The organism is Nocardia sp. GTS18 (assembly GCF_013839555.1).
Lineage (GTDB): Bacteria > Actinomycetota > Actinomycetes > Mycobacteriales > Mycobacteriaceae > Nocardia > Nocardia rosealba.
This window is the reverse complement of sequence record NZ_JACBIU010000013.1, coordinates 24,514-43,364: the sequence shown is the minus strand read 5'-3', so window position 1 is coordinate 43,364 and position 18,851 is coordinate 24,514. Positions and strand designations below refer to the sequence as shown.

At 69.2% G+C, this 18,851-nt stretch carries 16 protein-coding genes; 7 read left to right on the top strand and 9 right to left on the bottom strand.

What is annotated here, in order from left to right; all coding sequences use genetic code 11:
- Positions 1 to 21 precede the first annotated feature (21 nt).
- Entirely contained in the window at positions 22 to 2,391 is a 2,370-nt protein-coding gene (locus HYG95_RS13790; protein ID WP_181698358.1) for a hypothetical protein, read from the bottom strand.
- A 278-nt stretch (positions 2,392 to 2,669) separates the two neighbouring features.
- Here HYG95_RS13790 and HYG95_RS13785 point away from each other — a divergent pair, with 278 nt between their 5' ends.
- The 3 genes from HYG95_RS13785 to HYG95_RS13775 are packed head-to-tail and all read left to right on the top strand — an operon-like array spanning position 2,670 to position 5,073.
- Positions 2,670 to 3,047 (top strand): hypothetical protein, encoded by a 378-nt coding sequence (locus HYG95_RS13785; RefSeq protein WP_181698357.1) that lies wholly within the window; start codon positions 2,670 to 2,672, stop codon positions 3,045 to 3,047.
- Between the two features lie 35 nt (positions 3,048 to 3,082).
- Positions 3,083 to 3,775 carry a response regulator transcription factor gene (locus HYG95_RS13780; RefSeq protein WP_181698356.1) on the top strand — a complete coding sequence of 231 codons (693 nt, stop codon included), beginning with the start codon at positions 3,083 to 3,085 and terminating at the stop codon, positions 3,773 to 3,775.
- Positions 3,772 to 5,073: a HAMP domain-containing sensor histidine kinase gene (locus tag HYG95_RS13775; RefSeq protein ID WP_181698355.1), complete on the top strand. Its 1,302-nt coding sequence runs from the start codon at positions 3,772 to 3,774 to the stop codon at positions 5,071 to 5,073. Before HYG95_RS13780 ends, HYG95_RS13775 begins: the two co-directional genes overlap by 4 nt.
- Position 5,074: 1 nt before the next feature.
- Here HYG95_RS13775 and lepA read toward each other — a convergent pair whose 3' ends face one another.
- The gene (lepA, locus tag HYG95_RS13770) at positions 5,075 to 6,958 is read right to left on the bottom strand and encodes a translation elongation factor 4 (RefSeq protein WP_220139415.1); all 1,884 of its coding nucleotides are present in this window, start codon (positions 6,956 to 6,958) and stop codon (positions 5,075 to 5,077) included.
- Positions 6,959 to 7,028: 70 nt separating this feature from the next.
- Between lepA and HYG95_RS13765 the strand changes: the two genes are divergently transcribed.
- Positions 7,029 to 7,583, top strand: coding sequence for a type II toxin-antitoxin system PemK/MazF family toxin (locus HYG95_RS13765; RefSeq protein ID WP_067642340.1), 555 nt, complete (start codon positions 7,029 to 7,031; stop codon positions 7,581 to 7,583).
- A 52-nt stretch (positions 7,584 to 7,635) separates the two neighbouring features.
- Here the strand turns inward: HYG95_RS13765 and HYG95_RS13760 are convergent, their stop codons facing one another.
- The 4 genes from HYG95_RS13760 to HYG95_RS13745 all read right to left on the bottom strand — a co-directional run bounded on the left by HYG95_RS13760 (position 7,636) and on the right by HYG95_RS13745 (position 11,827).
- Positions 7,636 to 8,412, bottom strand: a complete 777-nt coding sequence (locus tag HYG95_RS13760) for an aquaporin (protein WP_181698353.1) — start codon at positions 8,410 to 8,412, stop codon at positions 7,636 to 7,638.
- Positions 8,413 to 8,476: 64 nt separating this feature from the next.
- The gene (locus HYG95_RS13755; RefSeq protein WP_181698398.1) at positions 8,477 to 9,307 is read right to left on the bottom strand and encodes a transglutaminase family protein; all 831 of its coding nucleotides are present in this window, start codon (positions 9,305 to 9,307) and stop codon (positions 8,477 to 8,479) included.
- Between the two features lie 8 nt (positions 9,308 to 9,315).
- Entirely contained in the window at positions 9,316 to 10,293 is a 978-nt protein-coding gene (locus HYG95_RS13750) for an alpha-E domain-containing protein (protein WP_181698352.1), read from the bottom strand.
- A 4-nt stretch (positions 10,294 to 10,297) separates the two neighbouring features.
- Positions 10,298 to 11,827, bottom strand: coding sequence for a circularly permuted type 2 ATP-grasp protein (locus tag HYG95_RS13745; protein ID WP_255495326.1), 1,530 nt, complete (start codon positions 11,825 to 11,827; stop codon positions 10,298 to 10,300).
- A 397-nt stretch (positions 11,828 to 12,224) separates the two neighbouring features.
- On the opposite strand from HYG95_RS13745, the gene rpsT reads away from it, so the two are divergent.
- Both rpsT and HYG95_RS13735 read left to right on the top strand, forming a co-directional pair.
- Positions 12,225 to 12,485, top strand: coding sequence for a 30S ribosomal protein S20 (gene rpsT, locus HYG95_RS13740; protein WP_067486282.1), 261 nt, complete (start codon positions 12,225 to 12,227; stop codon positions 12,483 to 12,485).
- Between the two features lie 91 nt (positions 12,486 to 12,576).
- Positions 12,577 to 12,822 carry a hypothetical protein gene (locus HYG95_RS13735; RefSeq protein ID WP_067486280.1) on the top strand — a complete coding sequence of 82 codons (246 nt, stop codon included), beginning with the start codon at positions 12,577 to 12,579 and terminating at the stop codon, positions 12,820 to 12,822.
- 3 nt (positions 12,823 to 12,825) lie between these two features.
- Here the strand turns inward: HYG95_RS13735 and holA are convergent, their stop codons facing one another.
- The 3 genes from holA to HYG95_RS13720 all read right to left on the bottom strand — a co-directional run bounded on the left by holA (position 12,826) and on the right by HYG95_RS13720 (position 17,726).
- Positions 12,826 to 13,794 carry a DNA polymerase III subunit delta gene (gene holA / locus HYG95_RS13730; RefSeq protein ID WP_181698350.1) on the bottom strand — a complete coding sequence of 323 codons (969 nt, stop codon included), beginning with the start codon at positions 13,792 to 13,794 and terminating at the stop codon, positions 12,826 to 12,828.
- On the bottom strand, positions 13,757 to 16,507 hold the full coding sequence (locus tag HYG95_RS13725) for a ComEC/Rec2 family competence protein (protein ID WP_181698349.1): 2,751 nt from the start codon (positions 16,505 to 16,507) through the stop codon (positions 13,757 to 13,759). Before HYG95_RS13725 ends, holA begins: the two co-directional genes overlap by 38 nt.
- A 193-nt stretch (positions 16,508 to 16,700) precedes the next feature.
- Complete coding sequence (locus HYG95_RS13720) at positions 16,701 to 17,726, bottom strand: ComEA family DNA-binding protein (protein ID WP_255495314.1); 1,026 nt, start codon at positions 17,724 to 17,726, stop codon at positions 16,701 to 16,703.
- A gap of 161 nt (positions 17,727 to 17,887) precedes the next feature.
- Here HYG95_RS13720 and HYG95_RS13715 point away from each other — a divergent pair, with 161 nt between their 5' ends.
- Entirely contained in the window at positions 17,888 to 18,850 is a 963-nt protein-coding gene (locus HYG95_RS13715) for a DUF2332 domain-containing protein (RefSeq protein WP_181698348.1), read from the top strand.
- Position 18,851: the final 1 nt, after the last annotated feature.

Genomic DNA, 18,851 nt, shown 5'->3' with positions numbered 1-18,851 from the left:
GGCCCGGTCCTCGTTCTGGGACTAGACGAAGTCGTACCCAGCGTGCGCGGTGGGAAACGCCGACGACAAGTCGGCGGCACCGACGCCCGGCTCGAACAGACCGGCCGAGGCGCCATAGTAGCCGCCGTCGTGCTGATCGAACTCGGCGGCGATGGGCTTGGTCTCGATGACCGGCGGTTTCACCGGTGCGACGGTCGGCGCCACCGTGGCAGGCGGGGTGACCACCGCGGGCGGGTCGACGTCGACGGTCGGCTGCTTGGTCGGCGCGGTCGGCTGCTGCGTGGGTACGGTCGCCGTCGGCACCGACGCGGTCGGGCCGGTGGGGTCGGTGGGGTCGGCGGGCGTATCGACGCTGGGGGTGCTCGGTGTGGTCGCGCCCGTGCCGGGGCCGGTGGTGAGGTCGTCGTCGGGGTAGGTGGGCGTCACCGGGACGGTGACACCGGTGGTCGGCACGGTGACCGTCGGCACCGTCACGTCGGGGCGCGTGGTGGGGACGGTCACGGTCGGCACCTCGGGCAGCTTCACCGTCGAGGGCGTGCTGAGGTCGACGGTGGTCGGCGACGAGGGCGGGGTGACCGTCGGCAGGGTCGTCGGTGTGCTGGTCGAAGGCTCGGGAACCACAACGGGTTTGGTGACCGGCGCCGGAGCGAGCAGACCCGGCACAGCCGCCGCGGGCGCGGTGAGCGGGGACGCGCCCGCCGGGCCGCCGAGCACATTGGCGATGGGGGTGGTCGCCGCGTCGGGCTGGATGGTGGTCTGCAGGGGCGTGCTGACGACCGGGCTCGGTGCGATCGGCGCGGCGACGACCGGAACCGGAGCCGGGACCGGGGCGACGGGTGCCGGAGCGGGCGCCGCGGCGATCGGTGCGGGCGCGATGGCGGCGGGGGCCGGAGCGATCGGCGCCGGGGCCACCGGTGCGGGGGCGACGGGCGCCACGGCGGTGGACGCGGGCGCACCGGTTACCGGTGCTACGCCGCCGGGGGCCGGCGCGGACTGACCCGGCACGACCGTGCCTTGAGTCGGTGCGGTCTGACCCGGTCCGGTGTGACCGGGCGAGGTGGCGCCGGGCACGGCCGATCCGCCGGGGCCGGGTGTGACGGAATCGGTCTGACCGGGCGCGCCGGGCGCGGGCTGACCGGGTGCGCTCTGTCCGGGTGCGAGGGGCCCACCGGTCGAGCCGGGAACAGTCGCTGCGGGCAGGTCGGCACCCGCCGCGGATCCTGGGAGACCAGGGTTCGCCGCAGGGGCCTCGGAGCCGGGCAGCGCCGGACCCGTCGATCCACCGGGTACATCCGAGCCAGTCAGTGCCGAACCGGGCAGCGCCGGGCCGGTCGAGGCACCGGGTACCCCATTCGCCGCACCGTCGAGCGGTGCGGGCTCGCCGGGGATGCGAATTCCGTCGCCGAGCCACTGGCTGTAGTCGTCGAGCGCGTCGCCGACATTGCCGACCTGCACGTCGACCTTCATCTGGGAGGTGAACCACACACCGTCGAGCCCGGCGTGCATGTCGACCTGCCAGTCGGAGGTCACCATCGCGCCGAAACCGTCGAACAGGTCACCGATTCCGTCGAAGGCGCCGCCGGGGTTCGCGACCTGGTGTGCCCCGTCGGAGCCGGGCAGCCCACCGAAACCGGGCAGGCCGTGGTCGTAGCCGGGGATCCCGCCGCCGAAGCCGGGGGCGCCACCGTCGTAGCCGGGGATGCCCGCACCGGGCAGACCGTCGTAACCGGGGATGCCGATGCCGCCGCCGGGGATGCCGTCGTAACCGGGGATACCACCGGGGAGTCCGTCGTATCCCGGGATCCCGATGCCGGGAATGCCGTCGAGTTCAGGGAAACCGGCGCCCGGCTGGCCGGCACCGGGCTGGCCGGCGCTCGGCTTGTCGGTGCCCGGGATGCCGAAACCGCTGTCGCCGTAGCCCGGTTTCGGCCCGTAGGACGGGATGCCGATGCCGTTCGACGAATCGTCGTCGTCGGTGCCGGGAATCCGCATGCCCTGGTCGCCGTCGGAACCCGGAATCTCGGGGCGCCAACCGCTTTCGCGTGGCTGCGAGGTCAGCGTGACATCGCCGTCCATGGGACGCTGCGTACCGAAGGGGCTGTAGGGCAACGGGTTCGGAGCCGGTTCCGCGGGCAGGTCGGGGAAGGTGAGGACCGGGCTCGGCGCGTCGGGTTCCGGATCGGTCGGCACCTGCGACGACCAGCCGGCGTAGCGGCTGTCGGCGTTGCTGCTGCCCTGTTCCGGGCTCGTCCCGTTGGCGGCGACCAGCGCGCCACCGGTGACGTACGCGCCGGCCCGCGCCACCCGAGCCACACCGTTGGCCACCAGATAGGCCGTGTCGGTGCCGTCGGCGCGCGCGTCATCGTCGTCGAAAGGCAGTTCCCGCGTCATTCTTGCTCCACCACTCGCATCGCTGACTCTCCCCACCCACGAACGAGGCGAAGTGAAGATCATCCAACACTAATTGCCCGGATTCGTACTGTCATTTCCACCAGGACGGCCGGTCCCACCTTATGGCGAGCAACGCCTTTCGGCGAGCCGTCGGAACCAGGGGGGCGCAGATCCCAAGAGAACTCTAACGATCGCTCAACGAAGCGTGAAGATCGCCTGCCTAGCGTCGGTTTCGCCGACCGAGACGAGTCGGCGACCGCACAGCCAGGAGACCGATCATGACCACTTCCCCCCTGCGCCGCCGCATCGGCGTCGTCACCGCGACCGTCGGCGGCGTGGCGCTGCTCACCGCGACTCTCAGCGGCGCCGCGCTCGCCCAGCCCGGCGCACCCGACCACGGCGAACACGTCCGGATCATCTGCACCGCTCCCGGTGGCGACCTGCCCGTGCCGCCCGAACCCCCGCACGAACCGCGCATCGACCTCGAGCGTTTCCCCGCACATCCCGGCCACGACCACACGATCCACATCGGCCCGGGCGCGCCCGGCGAGCTGCCCGAGGGCGTCGAGTGTGTGCGGATCGCACCGGGCGGGGAGCGGACCGTCATCGAGCTGCCCGACGGCGCGCGCCCCGCGCGTCCGGCTCTCCCGCGCTGACCTGCTGTGACGATCGATCGCACTAGGGTGAGCAGATGACCGGACAGCAGATCTTGGTCGTCGACGACGAGGTCCGCGTGCTCGCGTCGCTGCGGCGCGGGCTGGAACTGTCGGGGTTCGAGGTGCTCACCGCGAGCGACGGCGCCGCTGCCCTCACCCTGGTGCGCTCGGCCACCCCAGACGCCATGGTGCTCGATGTGAACATGCCCGAGCTCGACGGCGTGGGCGTGGTCACGGCGTTGCGGGCGTTGGGCAACGACATTCCCATCTGCGTGCTCAGCGCCCGCAGTGCGGTGACCGACCGGATCGCCGCCCTGGAAAAGGGTGCCGACGACTATCTCACCAAGCCCTTCGACCTCGGCGAACTCGTGGCCCGCTTGCGTGCGTTGCTGCGGCGCAGGCCGGTCACCGGCGCGTCCAACGGCGAGACGATCCGCGTCGGTGAGGTGGCGATCGATCTGGCCGGGCACCGGGTGCGCGCGGCCGGGCGCCCCGTCGACCTGACCAAACGCGAGTTCGAACTGCTGGCGATGCTGGCCCGTAACGAGGGCATCGTGCTGGGTCGCGAACAGATCCTGTCCACCGTGTGGGGCTACGACTTCAGCACCGACACGAATGTGGTGGATGTGTTCGTGTCGTATCTGCGCCGGAAACTGGAGGCCGACGGGGTGGGGCGAGTGGTGCACACCGTGCGCGGGGTCGGGTTCGTCATGCGGGAACAGCCGTGAGAACGCGCTCCTGGTCGTTGCGTACCCGGGTGGCGGTGGTGTCGGCGGTGGTCGCCGCGGTCGTCGCGGTGACGCTCGGGCTCACCTACGCGGCACTGCTGAAAGCGGCGGGTGATCGTCAGCTCGACGAGACCGTGTCGACGATGCGGGTGATCGTCGCCCATCCCGCCCATCGAATCCCTTCCGCACCACCGGTTCCGCCCGAGCCCGCGACTCCCTCCGAAACGTCACCTGTACCCGCACCGGACGAGGTCGCACCTGACGGCTCGGCCGGTCCGCTGCCCGACGGTCGACCGCTCACTCGTCCCGCGCCGCCGGATGTCGGGCTGGCGCTCGTGCAGGGCGCGCCGGGCATGGTCGTGCGGTTGAACCCCGATCGCGACCTGATCGATGCCGCCATCACCCGCAGCCAGCTGATCGGGCTCGGCATCGGCGTGGGCGGAGTGCTCGTCGCGGCCGGATTGGGTTGGGTGCTCGCCGGTTTCGCGGCCCGGCCGCTGCGCAGGCTCGCCTCGGCCACACACGAGATCGATACCCTCGACCGCCTGCCACCGTTGCCGGGGCGCGGGGTCAGGGAGGCCGAGGAACTGTCCGACGCCATCAACCGCATGCTCGCGCGCCTGGAAACCGCGCACGGACAGACCAATCAGGCCCTGGCGAGCGCCCGCGATTTCGCCGCCGTCTGCGCGCACGAACTGCGCACCCCGCTCACCGCCATGCGCACCGATCTGCAGGTGCTCGCCGGTACCGAACTGCCCGCCGAGCAGCGCGGCGTTGTCCTGGCCGACGTGCTGGAGGCCGAACGCCAGATCGAGCACACCCTCACCGATCTCGAGCGCCTGGCCGTCGCCGAACTCACCGACCGCGCCGCATTCGAACCGTTCGAACTGTGCGAAACCCTCGACCGCGCCGTACAGAACGCGCGCCGCACCCACCCCGGCACCGAGATCACACTCACCGCCTGCGACCCGGTCCCGATGACCGGGCTGCCCGGCGGCATCATGCTGATCGTGACGAACGCCGTCGCCAACGCGGTACACCACGGCCGGGCGAGCGTGGTGCAGGTCCGGGCGGAGCCGGGCTCGATCACCATCGACGACAACGGCACCGGCATCCCGGAGCACCTGGGCGCCAACGCTTTCGACCGCTTCGTCAAACGTCCCGGTTCACCCGGATCGGGACTCGGTCTGGCGCTGGTTCGTCAACAGGCCGAATTACACGGCGGTACAGCCCAATTGAGCCGCAGCCCGCTCGGCGGCACACGCCTCACCGTGCGTGTGCCCACCGAACCCGGCTGAGCTACTTGCCCTTCGGCTTGTCCGAGGACGCGTCCGAGGACAGCGCTGCCACGAAGGCCTCCTGCGGCACGTCGACCCGGCCGATGGTCTTCATGCGCTTCTTGCCTTCCTTCTGCTTCTCGAGCAGCTTGCGCTTACGGCTGATGTCACCGCCGTAGCACTTGGCGAGCACGTCCTTGCGGATGGCGCGGATGTTCTCGCGCGCGATGATCTTCGAGCCGATCGCCGCCTGGATGGGCACCTCGAACTGCTGACGCGGGATGAGTTCGCGCAGCTTGGTCGTCATCTTGTTGCCGTAGGGCTGGGCCGCGTCCTTGTGCACGATGGCGCTGAACGCGTCGACGGCCTCACCCTGCAACAGGATGTCGACCTTCACCAGCGCGGCTTCCTGCTCGCCCGCCTCTTCGTAATCGAGGCTGGCGTAGCCGCGCGTGCGCGACTTCAGCGAATCGAAGAAGTCGAAGATGATCTCGGCCATCGGCAGCGTGTACCGCATCTCGACGCGGGTCTCGGACAGGTAGTCCATGCCGAGCAGCTCGCCGCGCCGGGACTGGCACAGCTCCATGATGGAACCGATGAACTCGCTCGGTGCGATCACGGTGCACTTGGTGACCGGCTCGAAAGCCTGGCGCACCTTGCCCTCCGGCCAGAACGAGGGGTTGGTGACGATGTGTTCTTTACCGTCTTCCATGACCACGCGGTAGATCACGTTGGGCGCGGTGGAGATGAGGTCGAGACCGAACTCGCGCTCGAGGCGTTCGCGGGTGATCTCCATGTGCAGCAGACCGAGGAAGCCGCAGCGGAAGCCGAAACCGAGCGCCACCGAGGTTTCCGGCACGTAGGTGAGCGCGGCGTCGTTGAGCTGGAGCTTGTCCAGGGCGTCGCGCAGGTTCGGGTAGTCCGAACCGTCCACCGGGTAGAGGCCGGAGTAGACCATCGGCTGGGGTTCGCGGTACCCGGTGAGGGCCTGCGTCGCGCCGTCACGGGCGCTGGTGATGGTGTCACCGACCTTGGACTGACGAACGTCCTTCACGCCGGTGATGAGGTAGCCCACCTCGCCGACGCCCAGACCCTGGGTGGGCTTGGGTTCGGGCGAGACGATGCCGATCTCGAGCAGTTCGTGGGTCGCGCCGGTCGACATCATCTTGATCTTCTGACGCGGGGTCAGCTTGCCGTCGACCACGCGGATGTAGGTGACCACACCGCGGTAGGTGTCGTAGACGGAGTCGAAGATCATGGCGCGGGCGGGCGCGTCGGCGTCGCCGACCGGCGGCGGGACCAACCGGACCGCCTCGTCGAGCAGCGCGGGCACACCGACGCCGGTCTTGCCGGACACGCGGAGCACGTCGTCGGGTTCACAGCCGACGATGTGGGCGATCTCGGCGGCGTAGCGATCCGGGTCGGCGGCGGGCAGGTCGATCTTGTTCAGGACCGGGATGATGGTGAGGTCCTTGTCCATCGCCAGGTAGAGATTGGCGAGGGTCTGTGCCTCGATCCCCTGCGCGGCGTCGACCAGCAGGATCGCACCCTCACAGGCCTCCAGCGCGCGCGACACCTCGTAGGTGAAGTCGACGTGGCCCGGGGTGTCGATCAGGTGCAGCACGTAGTCGGTGCCGTCGACCTGCCACGGCAGCCGGACGTTCTGCGCCTTGATGGTGATCCCGCGCTCGCGCTCGATGTCCATCCGGTCCAGGTACTGGGCGCGCATCGCCCGCTCCTCGACCACACCGGTCAGCTGCAACATCCGATCGGCCAGGGTCGACTTGCCGTGGTCGATGTGGGCGATGATGCAGAAGTTCCTGATCCGCGACGGATCGGTGAACGTCGTATCGGCAAAGCTGGAAGCCACTCCACTCCTCGAGGGGTATCGGCGAACTGGGTCCATCGTCCCATGACCACACGCGCGGCTCTGTCACCGGTGCACCGGAGCCGGGTCAGTCGTTATATTTCCAAGCATGGCCAGCAGTTGGAACACTCTCGGCAAGCAGCTCGGCGTGATCGCCAAGGAGCAGGGGCCGAAGATCGTGCGCAAGCAGGGACCTCGGCTGCTCGAGAAGCTGGCGGGTGCCTTGGGCGGCGCCAAGCCCGGCCCCGTCGTGCCGGTGCGCCCGACCGCCTCGACACCGGTGCCGACCGCGCATCGGGCCCGCCAGATCGTGTACTGCCCGCAATTGGACGGGCGCGCCGACCCGGGTGAGGTCGTGTGGACCTGGGTGCCGTTCGAGGAGGACCCGACCAACGGCAAGGACCGGCCGGTGCTGGTGGTCGGCCGCGACCGTAAAACGCTGCTCGGGCTGATGCTGTCGTCGAAACCCGAACGCGCGCACGACCGCAACTGGGTGGGCATCGGCTCGGGCCCCTGGGACCACGCGGGCCGGGCGAGCTGGGTGCGGCTGGACCGGGTGCTCGATGTGCCCGAGGACGGCATCCGGCGCGAAGGCGCGATCGTCGAACGCAAGACCTTCGACCTGGTCGCGCATCGGCTGGTGGCCGAATACAGCTGGAGCTGACGCGACGACCCCCGACCCGGACGCACCGGATCGGGGGTCGTGACAGCCCGGTTCAGCTCAGTACATCCCGGGAACGGCCGAAGATCATGCCGTACACCAATGCCCCGAGCACGCCGCCGATCAGCGGGAACACGAAGAACGCCCACACCTGACCCATCGCGCCGTCCTGGTACGGGGCGACCGCGAGGCTGCGCGCCGGATTGACCGAGGTGTTGTCGACCGGGATCGAGATCAGGTGGATCACGGCGAGGGTGAATCCGATCGACATACCGGCCAGCGGCACATCCGAGAGGCGGTCGGTCGACGCGAGCACGACGAAGACCAGCACCGCGGTGAGCATCACCTCGATGATGATCATGGCCGCCATGCCGTACCCGTTCTGCACCACGACCTCGCCGAGCGGGCCGGTGGCCGCCGACGGGCTGTGCTTGCCCCAGCCGTTGGCACCGAGGCCGTCGACCGGCCGGTCGTAGCTCGGCAGGTTCTTGGCCACCGCGAACAGCACCAGCCCGGCCAGGAGGCCACCGATGAGCTGGGCGACCCAGTAGCCGACCGCCGAGACGACCGTGACCCGCCCGAGCAACAACTGGCCGAGGGTGACCGCGGGGTTCACATGGCAGCCCGAGATCGGCCCGATGGAGTACACGAGGAACAGCAGGGTGAGACCGAAGGCCAGCGCCACACCGAGCGCACCCACCCGATCACCGGCGATGACCGCGGTGCCGACACCGCCCATGACGAGAAGGAAGGTGCCGAGCGCTTCCGCAGCCCATTTCTTGGGCTCGGGGATGACTTCGGGTTCACTGAGTTCTTGTGCTGTGAGCGACATCGCGACCACCTCTCCGGGAGAATGATCCCCGCGACGAGCGGGGTCCGCACGAGCGTTTCGGACATTACGCCAGGCGAGTGACCTCTACAACGACCGCGAGGTCCGTCGAGCCGCCGCCGGAGAACACCCCTTTCAACGGCGGTACGTCCGCGTAGTCCCGCCCGACACCCACCGACACGTGCTGCTCGTTGACCGCCAGATTGTTGGTCGGGTCGTAACCCCACCACTGTCCCGTCCACGCCTCGACCCAGGCGTGCGACTCCCCCGCGACCGCCTCCCCGATCGGCGCGGCCGGGTTCGGATGCAGATATCCCGACACATAGCGACTGGGAATTCCCATGGCGCGCAACAACACCAGGGTCAGATGCGCGTAGTCCTGGCAGACACCACGCCGTTCGGCGAAGGCCTGCGTGGCCGAGGTGTGCACCGAGGTGGTGCCCGCGCTGTAGTCCATTTCCCGGTGCACCCATTCGGCCGCCCGGACCACCGCTCGGGCGGGCGAGACGCCATGCGCCAACTGCCCGGCCACGGCGTCCAGGGACTCGTCGCGGGGCACGTAAGAGGTGGGACCGAGCATTTCGTCGAACCGGTCGACGGTGCGTTCGCCACGCAACTCGTCCCAGGTCAGTTCCGTCGCCGGTTCGGTGAAGGGTTCGGTTTCCACCACCGAGGACCCGCTCACCTCCAGTTCGGTGTGCGGTGCGTGCAGATCGAACGCGGTGACGGCCGTTCCCCAGTAGTCGGTGTAGCGGTAGGACCGGGTGGCGGGCACGGTTTCGACGCGGTTGAGGATCACGTTCTGCCTGCTGTCGGCCCTCGGGGTGAGTCGTGCCTCGTTGAACGAGCGCGTCACCGGCGCGTCGTAGATGTATCCGGTGGTGTGCACCACCCGCATTCGCCAGCTCACAGCTCCCCCTCCACGGTCACGGTGGCGTCGGTGCCGCGCCGCACATCGGTCCAGGCCACCCACGGTGCGGCGTGGAAGTACTGCCGCGACACCGCTTCCCCGACATCGCGGCACGCCTTCTGCAAGGCGAGCAACCGGGTCTGCAGGTTTTCCAGCAACACGCCGGGCGGCAGGAATTCCAGTTCGCTGCGGGCCCGGCCGAGCACCCGTTGCGCTTCGTGGCGGGCACCGACGCGGCTGCCCGGCCGCTGATCCAGCTCGGTCAGGCAGGCCTCGGCGACCAGCAACGCGTGGAACACCGAACGCGGGAAAAGGCGGTCGAGCAGGATGAATTCGGCCACCCGTGCCGCGTCGAGCGCGCCACGGTGGGTGCGCAGGTAGGTGTCGTGGGCGCCCGCCGAGCGCAGCACCGTCACCCAGGCGGGTGAGGAGGTGCGGTCACCGGCGCGCGACAGCAGCAAGCGGACCATCATGTCGATGCGTTCGATGGAACGGCCGAGCAGCAGGAAGCGGTATCCGTCGTCGCGGCTCAGCGTCGAGTCGGTCAGACCCGTGAACATCGCCGCGCGATCCTTGACGTAGGCGAAGAATTCGTGCGGACCGAGCCCACGTGCGGCCTGTTCGGCGGCCGCCAGCCCGTTGTAGGTGGTGTTGAGGCACTCCCACATCTCGCTGGAGGTGACTTCCCGTGCACCACGGGCATTTTCGCGCGCCTTCGCGATGGACTCGCTGATGGACACACCGTGCTCGTGGCTGAACGCGACCAGATCGGTGACCGACCAGACGTCCAGGCGCAACCCGTCGGGCGGTTCGATGCCGAGCACCTCCAGCAGGACCCGTGAGGTGCGGTCGGCATCGACGGTGGCGTCCTCGAGCAGCTGGTGGACGGCCACATCGAGGATGCGGGCGGTGTCGTCGGCGCGCTCGACGTAGCGGCCGATCCAGTACAGGGATTCGGCATTGCGGGCGAGCATGTGGTCAATCCCCGATCAGCCGCTGGGTCTGTTGTTGCTGCTGCTGTTGCTGATGAGCCTGGGAGGTGGTGAGGTCGCGGCCCTGCTCGAACGGATCGGCGCGGAGTGGATCACTCACCAGCTGCGGGCCGGCCAGCTCGCTGTCGTCGGAGCGGCCGGCCAGCACCCAGGTGTCCTTGCTGCCACCGCCCTGGCTCGAGTTCACCACCAGCGACCCTTCGGGCAGCGCGACGCGGGTGAGGCCGCCGGGCAGCACCCAGATGCTGTCGCCGTCGTTCACCGCGAACGGGCGCAGATCCACGTGCCGCGGGACCAGGTCGTCACCGATCTTGGTCGGCACCGTCGAGAGCTGCACCACCGGTTGTGCGATCCAACCTCTCGGATCGGCGCACACCTTTCGGCGGACGGCATCGAGTTCGGCGCGGTCGGCGTCGGGGCCGATCACGATGCCGTAGCCGCCCGACCCCTCCACCGGTTTGACCACCAGTTCGTCGATCCGGTCGAGCACCTCCGCGCGTTCGTCGTCGAGCCAGCACCGGAAGGTGTCGACATTGGGCAGGATCGGCTTCTCGCCCAGGTAGTACTCGATGATCGCCGGCACATAGGTGTAGATGAGTTTGTCGTCGCCCACGCCGTTGCCGACGGCACTGGAGATCACCACATTGCCCGCGCGGGCGGCGTTGAGCACACCGGCGACGCCGAGCACCGAGTCCGGGCGGAAGTGCATCGGGTCGAGGTAGATGTCGTCGATGCGGCGGTAGATCACGTCGACCTGCCGTTCCCCCTCGGTGGTCCGCAGGTAGACGACGTTGTCGCGGCAGAACAGGTCACGGCCCTCGACCAGCTCCACCCCCATCTGCCTGGCCAGCAGCGAATGCTCGAAATACGCCGCGTTGTGCACGCCGGGCGTGAGGACGACCACCGTCGGATCGGCCTCGTTGGGTGCCGCCGAGGCACGCAATGCCCGCAACAGGTGCGCCGGATAGTCGCCGACCGCGCGGACCAGGTGCGAGGAGAACAGGTCGGGGAAGACGCGCGCCATCGTCCGCCGGTTCTCCATCACATAGGAGACCCCCGACGGCGAGCGCAGGTTGTCCTCGAGCACCCGGAAATCGCCGTGTTCGTCACGCACCAGGTCGATGCCCGACACATGGATCCGCACACCGTTGGGCGGGACGATGCCCGCGGCCTCGCGGTGGAAATGCGCGCAGGAGGTGACCAGGCGCTTCGGGATCACCCCGTCGCGCAGGATGTTCTGCTCGCCGTACACGTCGGCCAGGAACAGCTCGAGCGCGCGGACCCGCTGGGTGATGCCCCGCTCGAGATGCGCCCACTCGGCGGCCGCGATCACCCTCGGCACCAGATCGAGGGGAAACGGCCGCTCCTGGCCTGACAGGGAGAAGGTGATGCCCTGATCGATGAACGCGCGATCCAGGGCAGCGGAGCGTTTCGCCAGATCGTGGAGGTCGTTGGCGGCCATCGCCGCGTGAATGCCCCGGTAGGGCGCGCGAACCTTGCCTTTCTCGTCGAACATCTCGTCGAAGGCCTCGGCAAAACGACCGGGCCCGTAGCCGTGGAACAAACCGGTATGTGCGACCGCCGGATGACCGTTCGTGCTCACCAACGCCGGTGAGGCGGATCGTGCCGTACCCGGCGTTGTGGTGGAGGTCATGGGAGAAAACTGTCCACTACCCGGCGACAACGTCGTGTGAGCCACACGTAAATTTCTCGCATCACCTGAAACGGGTGAACTCCCCGCCCACACCGGCGCGGACGGGCAGGGCCGATTTCGCCGGGCGGTGCGGAGCTGGTAACCTCGATCTTCGGCGCGGTGTTACCCGTAGTTCAGCACCATCTGCTGCATCGTGGGCGCGCGCCCGACGAGCTTTCAAGACATACCACCCAGCGACAGGAAACCAGAGGATACAGGCGTGGCCAACATCAAGTCCCAGATGAAGCGGATCCGTACCAACGAGGAAGCGCGCAAGCGCAACCAGTCGGTCAAGTCCGCGCTGCGCACCGCGATCCGCAACTTCCGCGAAGCTGCTGCCAGCGGTGACAAGGAAAAGGCTGCCGAGCAGCTGCAGTTCGCGAGCCGCAAGCTCGACAAGGCTGCCTCCAAGGGCGTCATCCACGCCAACCAGGCCGCCAACAAGAAGTCCGCGCTCGCGCTGGCTCTGAACAAGATCTGATCTGCCCGGGTCGCTGTACCCGGTTCGCAAGACGCAGCCGCCGTGGCCTCGATGACCACGGCGGCTTTTGTCGTCGGCTACCATTCCGCGCATGTTGACGGTGTACGCGAATCAGACGGTGGTACGAGGCGACGACCTGGCCGAGGTGATCCGCGCGGCGGAGATCCTCGGGCTCGGTCTCAAGATCGAGAACGTGATGGTGCCCGACGAGGACGGCGGCTACAGCGTCGCCTGGGTCGTCACCCGTGAGGACGAGATCCCGCTCTACGAGGAGTGGGAGGGCCGGTACGAGGACCTCGAGGAAGACGAGGAGGCCCTCGCCGTCATCGGCGACTGACCCTCAGCCGGTGGCACGCAGGTCGAGGATGCGCGCGAGCGCGTGCTCCACGGCGAAGGTGGCATCGGCAGCGCCGCCCTTGACGTCGGCGTTGAGGGCGGCCACCACCTGCAGGGCGGTGCCGATCGAGGCCGGGTTCCAGCCACGCGCCTGCGCTTGGGCCTTCTTCACCTTCCACGGCGGCATACCGAGCTGCTGAGCCAGCTTGAACGGGTCGCCGCGACCGGCCGATCCCACCTTGGCGATGGTGTGGACCGAGTCGGCCAGCGCGTCGGCCAGCAGCACGTGTGGGACGCCCCGGTCGGTCGCCCAGCGCAGCGCCTCCATCGCGGCCGACCGGTCGCCTGCCACAGCGAGTTCGGCGACATCGAAACCGGTCACCTCGGCGCGACCCGAGTAGTACCGGCGCACGGCGTTCACATCGATCTTGCCGCCGGTGTCGGACACCAGCTGCGAACAGGCCGCGGCCAGTTCACGCAGCTCGAACCCGACGCATTCGATCAGCACCTGCACCGCTTCGGCACCGACCTTCACGCCCGCGGCCCGGAACTCACCGCGCACGAATTCCACCCGCTCCGCCGGTTTGGTGAGCTTGGCGCACTCGTGCACCACGGCGCCCTGCTTCTGCAGCGCCGGGACCAGCGCCTTGGCGCGGCCGCCACCGGAGTGCAGCACCATCAGGACAACGCCGGGCGGCGGGTCGGCGGCCGCGTCGGTGATCACCGCCACCGCGTCCTTGCCCGCCTCGGCCGCCGATTCGAGCACGATCACGCGGTCTTCGGCGAACAGTGAGGGGCTGAGAAGTTCGGCCAGTTCGGCGGTGCTGGCGTCACCGGCGCGCATCCGGTCCACCGGCACCGAGTCCGGGTCGGGTGCCCCCGCCCGTACCTCGCTCATCACCCGCGCGACAGCGCGCTCGACCAGCAGTTCCTCGTCACCGAGAACCAGATGCACCGCAGGGAGTTCGCTCACGAGGCGATCCTACGTAGGGGGACCGACGGGATCCGCGAGGGTCGCGATACCGCTGCTCGTCCGCCGCGCACGGGTCCTGTCGCGCGAGCGATCGCGTTGTGTCGGCTTCTCCCTGCAGCGCCTCACGGATGGGATCGCTCCGTCCTCGGCACCGAAGTGCTCGACGTGAACGAGGTGTCCGCGGCGGTAGTCGGCGGGACTTGACCATCCGTTGTTCTGTCGCTGTCCCGAGCACGATGACATCGCCGTCGAGGTCGGTTCGGGCGATTGTCGCGCCCAGCGCGGTGAGCACCCCGATGACATCGGGATGTGGATGTCCGAAGGTGTTGTCGGTGCCGGAGCTGATCAATGCCAGGCGCGGCCGGACCGCGCGCAGGAATTCCGCTGTCGTCGTCCGCGAACCGTGGTGCGGAACTTTGAGCACGTCGGCCCTGATGTCGTTGTCGCGCATCATCTTCCGCTGAGCCTCGCTCTCGATGTCCCCCGTCAGCAGAACCGTCCCGAGTGCCGTGCGCGCCCGCACAACCAGCGACCGATCATTGGCATCATCGAGTTCCAGCGAACCGGGCGCCCGCTCCCCCGGCGCGAGAACGTCGAGTTCTGTCGCCCCGAACCGCAACACATGTCCCTGATGCAGCTCGATCAGTGGGATCCCCGCGTCCTCCGCAAGCTCCACGACCCTGCGCACTCCGTCGCCTGAATGGTCATGAGCGCCAATGCTCTCCGTTGCGGTCGTCTCACCCGACGCAGACCGAGCACAGGCTGTCGGCAGTCCCGAGGTAGCTCTCCGCAGCGCCGCCGCAGGCCCCGGCTGTGATCCAAGGGTTGGCGTGGGGCAGGTGGGTGGGCGGGTTTCGCCGGGGGCGGTGGCGATGGTGTCTACTGCGCGGCCGTGGAGGGCGCCCGCGAGACCGTCGATGTGGTCGGCGTGCGGGTGGGTGAGGATGAGGAGGGGGATCCGGGTGACCCGGAGGCGGTCGAGGCAGCGGCGGATGAGGCGAGGGTCGGGGCCGACGTCGACGACTATGGCGGCATCAGGGGCGACAGCGACGGCGAGGGCGTCTCCCTGGCCGACATCACACATGGCCAGGACCCAGCCCGCGGGTGGCCACCCGGGGTGCCAGAGCCGGACAGGGACCAGGACGACGGCGATACCTAGGCAGACGACGGCAAGGAGCCGACGCGCCCGCGACCAGCGCAGGGCCGCGACCAGGACGATCATCAGAGCGGCCGCCACAAGGCCCGCAGCAGTGCCCGACTGCACCGTGACGGCGGCACCGGGGAGGGCGGCGGCGTGTTCGGCGACGCCGAGCAACCACCACAGTGGCGGGCGCGCACACCACAGCACCCACACGGCCGCGTCCACCCACAGGCAAGCGACTACGGCACCGACCGCTCCGATCACCGTGATCACTCCGACCACGGGTGCGACGAGGGCATTGGCGGCGACGGCCACCAGGCTCACCCGCCCGGACAGGGCGACCATCAGTGGCAGTGTCACGACGAAGGCCGCCGCCGACACCGCGAGAATCTCGGCGGGTACACGCCACCACCCGCGCTCGCGCAACCAGTCCGCCCAGCTCGGTGCGAGCAGGATCAACCCGGCCGTGGCGAGCACCGACAGCGCGAATCCGGCACTCACCGCCAACTCCGGTGCGACGGCGAGCAATCCGATCACCGCACCACACAGTGCGGGTAGCGCCTGTTTGCGTCGGCCTGTCAGCAGCGCAAGCACCGTCACCGAACCCATTGCGGCGGCGCGCAACACACTGGGATCCGGGCGGGCGAGGATCACGAACATCACCACTGCCCCCGCGGCGGTCGCTGCCCTGATTCGCGGTCCGGCGGTGAGGATACGGGTCAAGCCGAGCAGCGCGCTCAACAAAATTGTGAAATTGGCGCCGCTGACGACGCACAGGTGTTGCAGGCCGGCGATTTCGAAAGCGTCTCTGACCACGTTCGACAGTCCGGCGGTGTCGCCGACGACCAGTGCGGGTAGCAGACCCGCCGCGTCGGGCGGGAGGGCTCGCGCGGCCGCGTCGGCCAGGTCGGCGCGTACACCTGTCGCGAGTCGTTGCCACCAGGGCGGAACACCGATGCGCTCCGGTTCGGCGGTCGCCCGCAACGTGGCAACGGTGAGGTCGGCCCGCAACGGTTCGCTCACCGTTCCTCGGAACCGAACCACCTGTCCCGGCGCGAGTTTCGCCCACTCCTCCCCGGCAGCGAGAACCACCAGCGCGCCACCGGCGTGTGTGCGGTGCGCACCATTGCCGAACTCGCGCAGTCCTGCCCGGATGATCCATCGCCGTTCACCGCCGAACGAGCCTGCCCGAATCTGTTTGGCGTCGTCGGAGATCTCCGCTACCACGGTCACGGTTCGCCCGACCGATTCCCGCAACGGATGCGCCTGCACGTGATGTTCCCGCCACGCGGCCGCCGCCCCGAACCCGGCGCCGAGCAGTATCGTCGCTGTCCCCGCCACAGCGACGACCCGCCACCGTTCCCGCCGATGCGCTATCGCCCACAACAAGCCGACCCACGCGCCGATCGCTCCCAGCACCGCCAAGACAGCCAGCACCACCCCCGCTCGCCACCCGAGGGCCAGGGCGATGAGCGTTGCCGCCCAGCACCCGAGCGCCGCGGGTACCAGCCGCATATCGAGGACCTCGGGCTCCTCCTGATCCTCGTCGGCCGCCGTGTTCTCCGGCCTCACCGATGGACGACGGCTCGACCCCGGCGATGTGAACGACCTGCCGACCGACGCGGAACTGGTCGCCAACGGCCGATCGACAGCCCCACTCAGCGTTTTCGCTCTCGCCCTATCCGCACCGACCCTCATCCCGCCGCACCGGCGGTCTGCACAGCCTGATCACGCCGGCCGGTGCCGACCGCGCCCCGCACACGGGTCATGTCGTGACCAGATCGCGCAGGCGAGCCAGTCGGGCCGGACCGATACCGTTCACCTCACCGAGTTGCGCCACATCGGTGAACGGGCCATTGGTCGTCCGCCACGTGATGATCGCCTTCGCGGTGACCGGTCCGACGCCGGGCAGCGCATCGAGTTCGGCCTCGGTCGCCGAGTTGAGGTCGACTCGCGAATTGCCTCCGGCCGCACCGGGGCCGGGGCCCGCGATGGCCCCCGCCGAGCTCGAACCCGGTGGCCCACCGGCGGCACTGATCATCGCGCTGCCCTGCACGGGTTGGCCCGCCAGCGGCCCTGCGGCACCGACAACCACCTGATCACCATCGGTCAGCCGCTGGGCAAGGTTCAGTCCCGCGAGGTCGGCACCCTCGCGGGCACCACCTGCCATCTCGATCGCGTCGGCGACCCGTGCCCCGCCGGGCAGACGATGCAATCCGGCACGGTGCACCAACCCCACGACGCTGACGACGAGTTCCACACTCCCGCCCCCGATTCCGGCTCCCGGATCAGCGGTCGCGGCAGCGCTCGCGGCCGCGACCACAGCGGTCTGTTCAGCGCGTGGAGTGATGTGCTCGGCGCGCAGTGCCGGTACCGGTGGCACCGCCTGCGATACCGGGCGATCGCGCATCACCATCACTCCGGTGAGCACCACCGCGACCAGGCCGACGATCCCGAGCGCCAGCGCACCGCGCCGTCCCGGATCCATTCGAGCCTGACGAAAACGCTCCGGCACCAGTTTGTTCCGTCCGCGCCGACCTTCCTCGTCCAGCCAGCCGGGCGTCCCCACCTCGCCCGGCGGACCGTCCGCAGGAGTCAGTTCGTCGTCGTCCCAGTGGCTGGCCCGCGACGGATCGACGGCCCCGCCTCGCCGGTAATCGAGGGGCTCGTCGTCCGCCTCCCACCGAGCCGTCGTGTGCGGTCGTGGTTTGTCTTGCACCGCGAGCCCGCCCAACCGCTGCCGAACTCGCTCGTGCTCTTCGTGTCGTGGCATGGCGGCGACGCTAGCCATCGGCTCTCCTCGAAACCCGCTGCCCACCTGCGCTTTCGACGGGCCTGTGGATAACTCGCACCCTGTGGACAACTCTCGGTCAGCGGCGCTTTCCCGCCGACCCCCGGCGGTGCTCACCGAATACCGTGCGCTCATGGCCGATTCGCAGTACGCAGGTACACATGGACCTGGCACAACGCTTCCGCGACTTCGCGGTGCGGGAAGTCCACACCAACTCCCCGCTGTACTACCGCCGTGCCCTCGACATCGCCGAGGACCCGGCGGTCCTGGCCTTGCTCGCGCGGCTGCCCTTCGAGAAACAGCAACCCAACCTCGTGCTCGCCGCCGCGACGGTGAACGGCGTGAACGCGGTGCCCTACAGCGAATTCCGCACGCAGCTGATCGGACGGTGGGATGCGATCGCGACAACGGCGTTGTCCCACCGCACACAGACCAACGAGGTCGGCCGGTCGGCGACACTGCTTCCGGTGCTGGCCGGGCTGCCGGGCCCACTCGCACTCGTCGAGGTCGGTGCCTCCGCGGGTTTGTGTCTCTACCCGGACCGTTTCAGCTACCGATACGGCACAACAGTGCTGAACCCGCCGGACGGCGAGTCACCGGTGGTGTTGCCCTGCACCGTGACCGGCACGGTCCCCGTGCCGACCGCCCTGCCGGAGGTCGTCTACCGGGCGGGCGTCGATCTGAACCCCCTCGACGTCACCGACCGGCACAGCCGCGACTGGTTGGAGGCACTCGTCTGGCCCGGCCAGGAGGACCGGAAGACCCGATTGCGCGCGGCCTGCGAGATCGTCGCGGCCGACCCACCGATCCTTGTCACGGGCGACCTGAACGAACGCATCACCGAACTCGTGTACGCCGCGCCGCCCGACAGCACCGTGGTGGTCTTCCACAGCGCCGTCCTCACCTACCTGCCGCCGGAAGCCAGGGAACAGTTCCGCACGACAGTGCGATCACTGCCCTGCCACTGGATTTCCCAGGAAGGCACGGGCGTGCTGCCCTGGCTGTCCGACCGGCTCCCGCCACGAGCGTCCGACAAGGCACGCATGGTGGTCGCGCTGGACCAGGTCGCGTCGGCCTTCGCCGACCCGCACGGCCGGTCGCTGGACTGGTTCGGTCCGGCGTAGC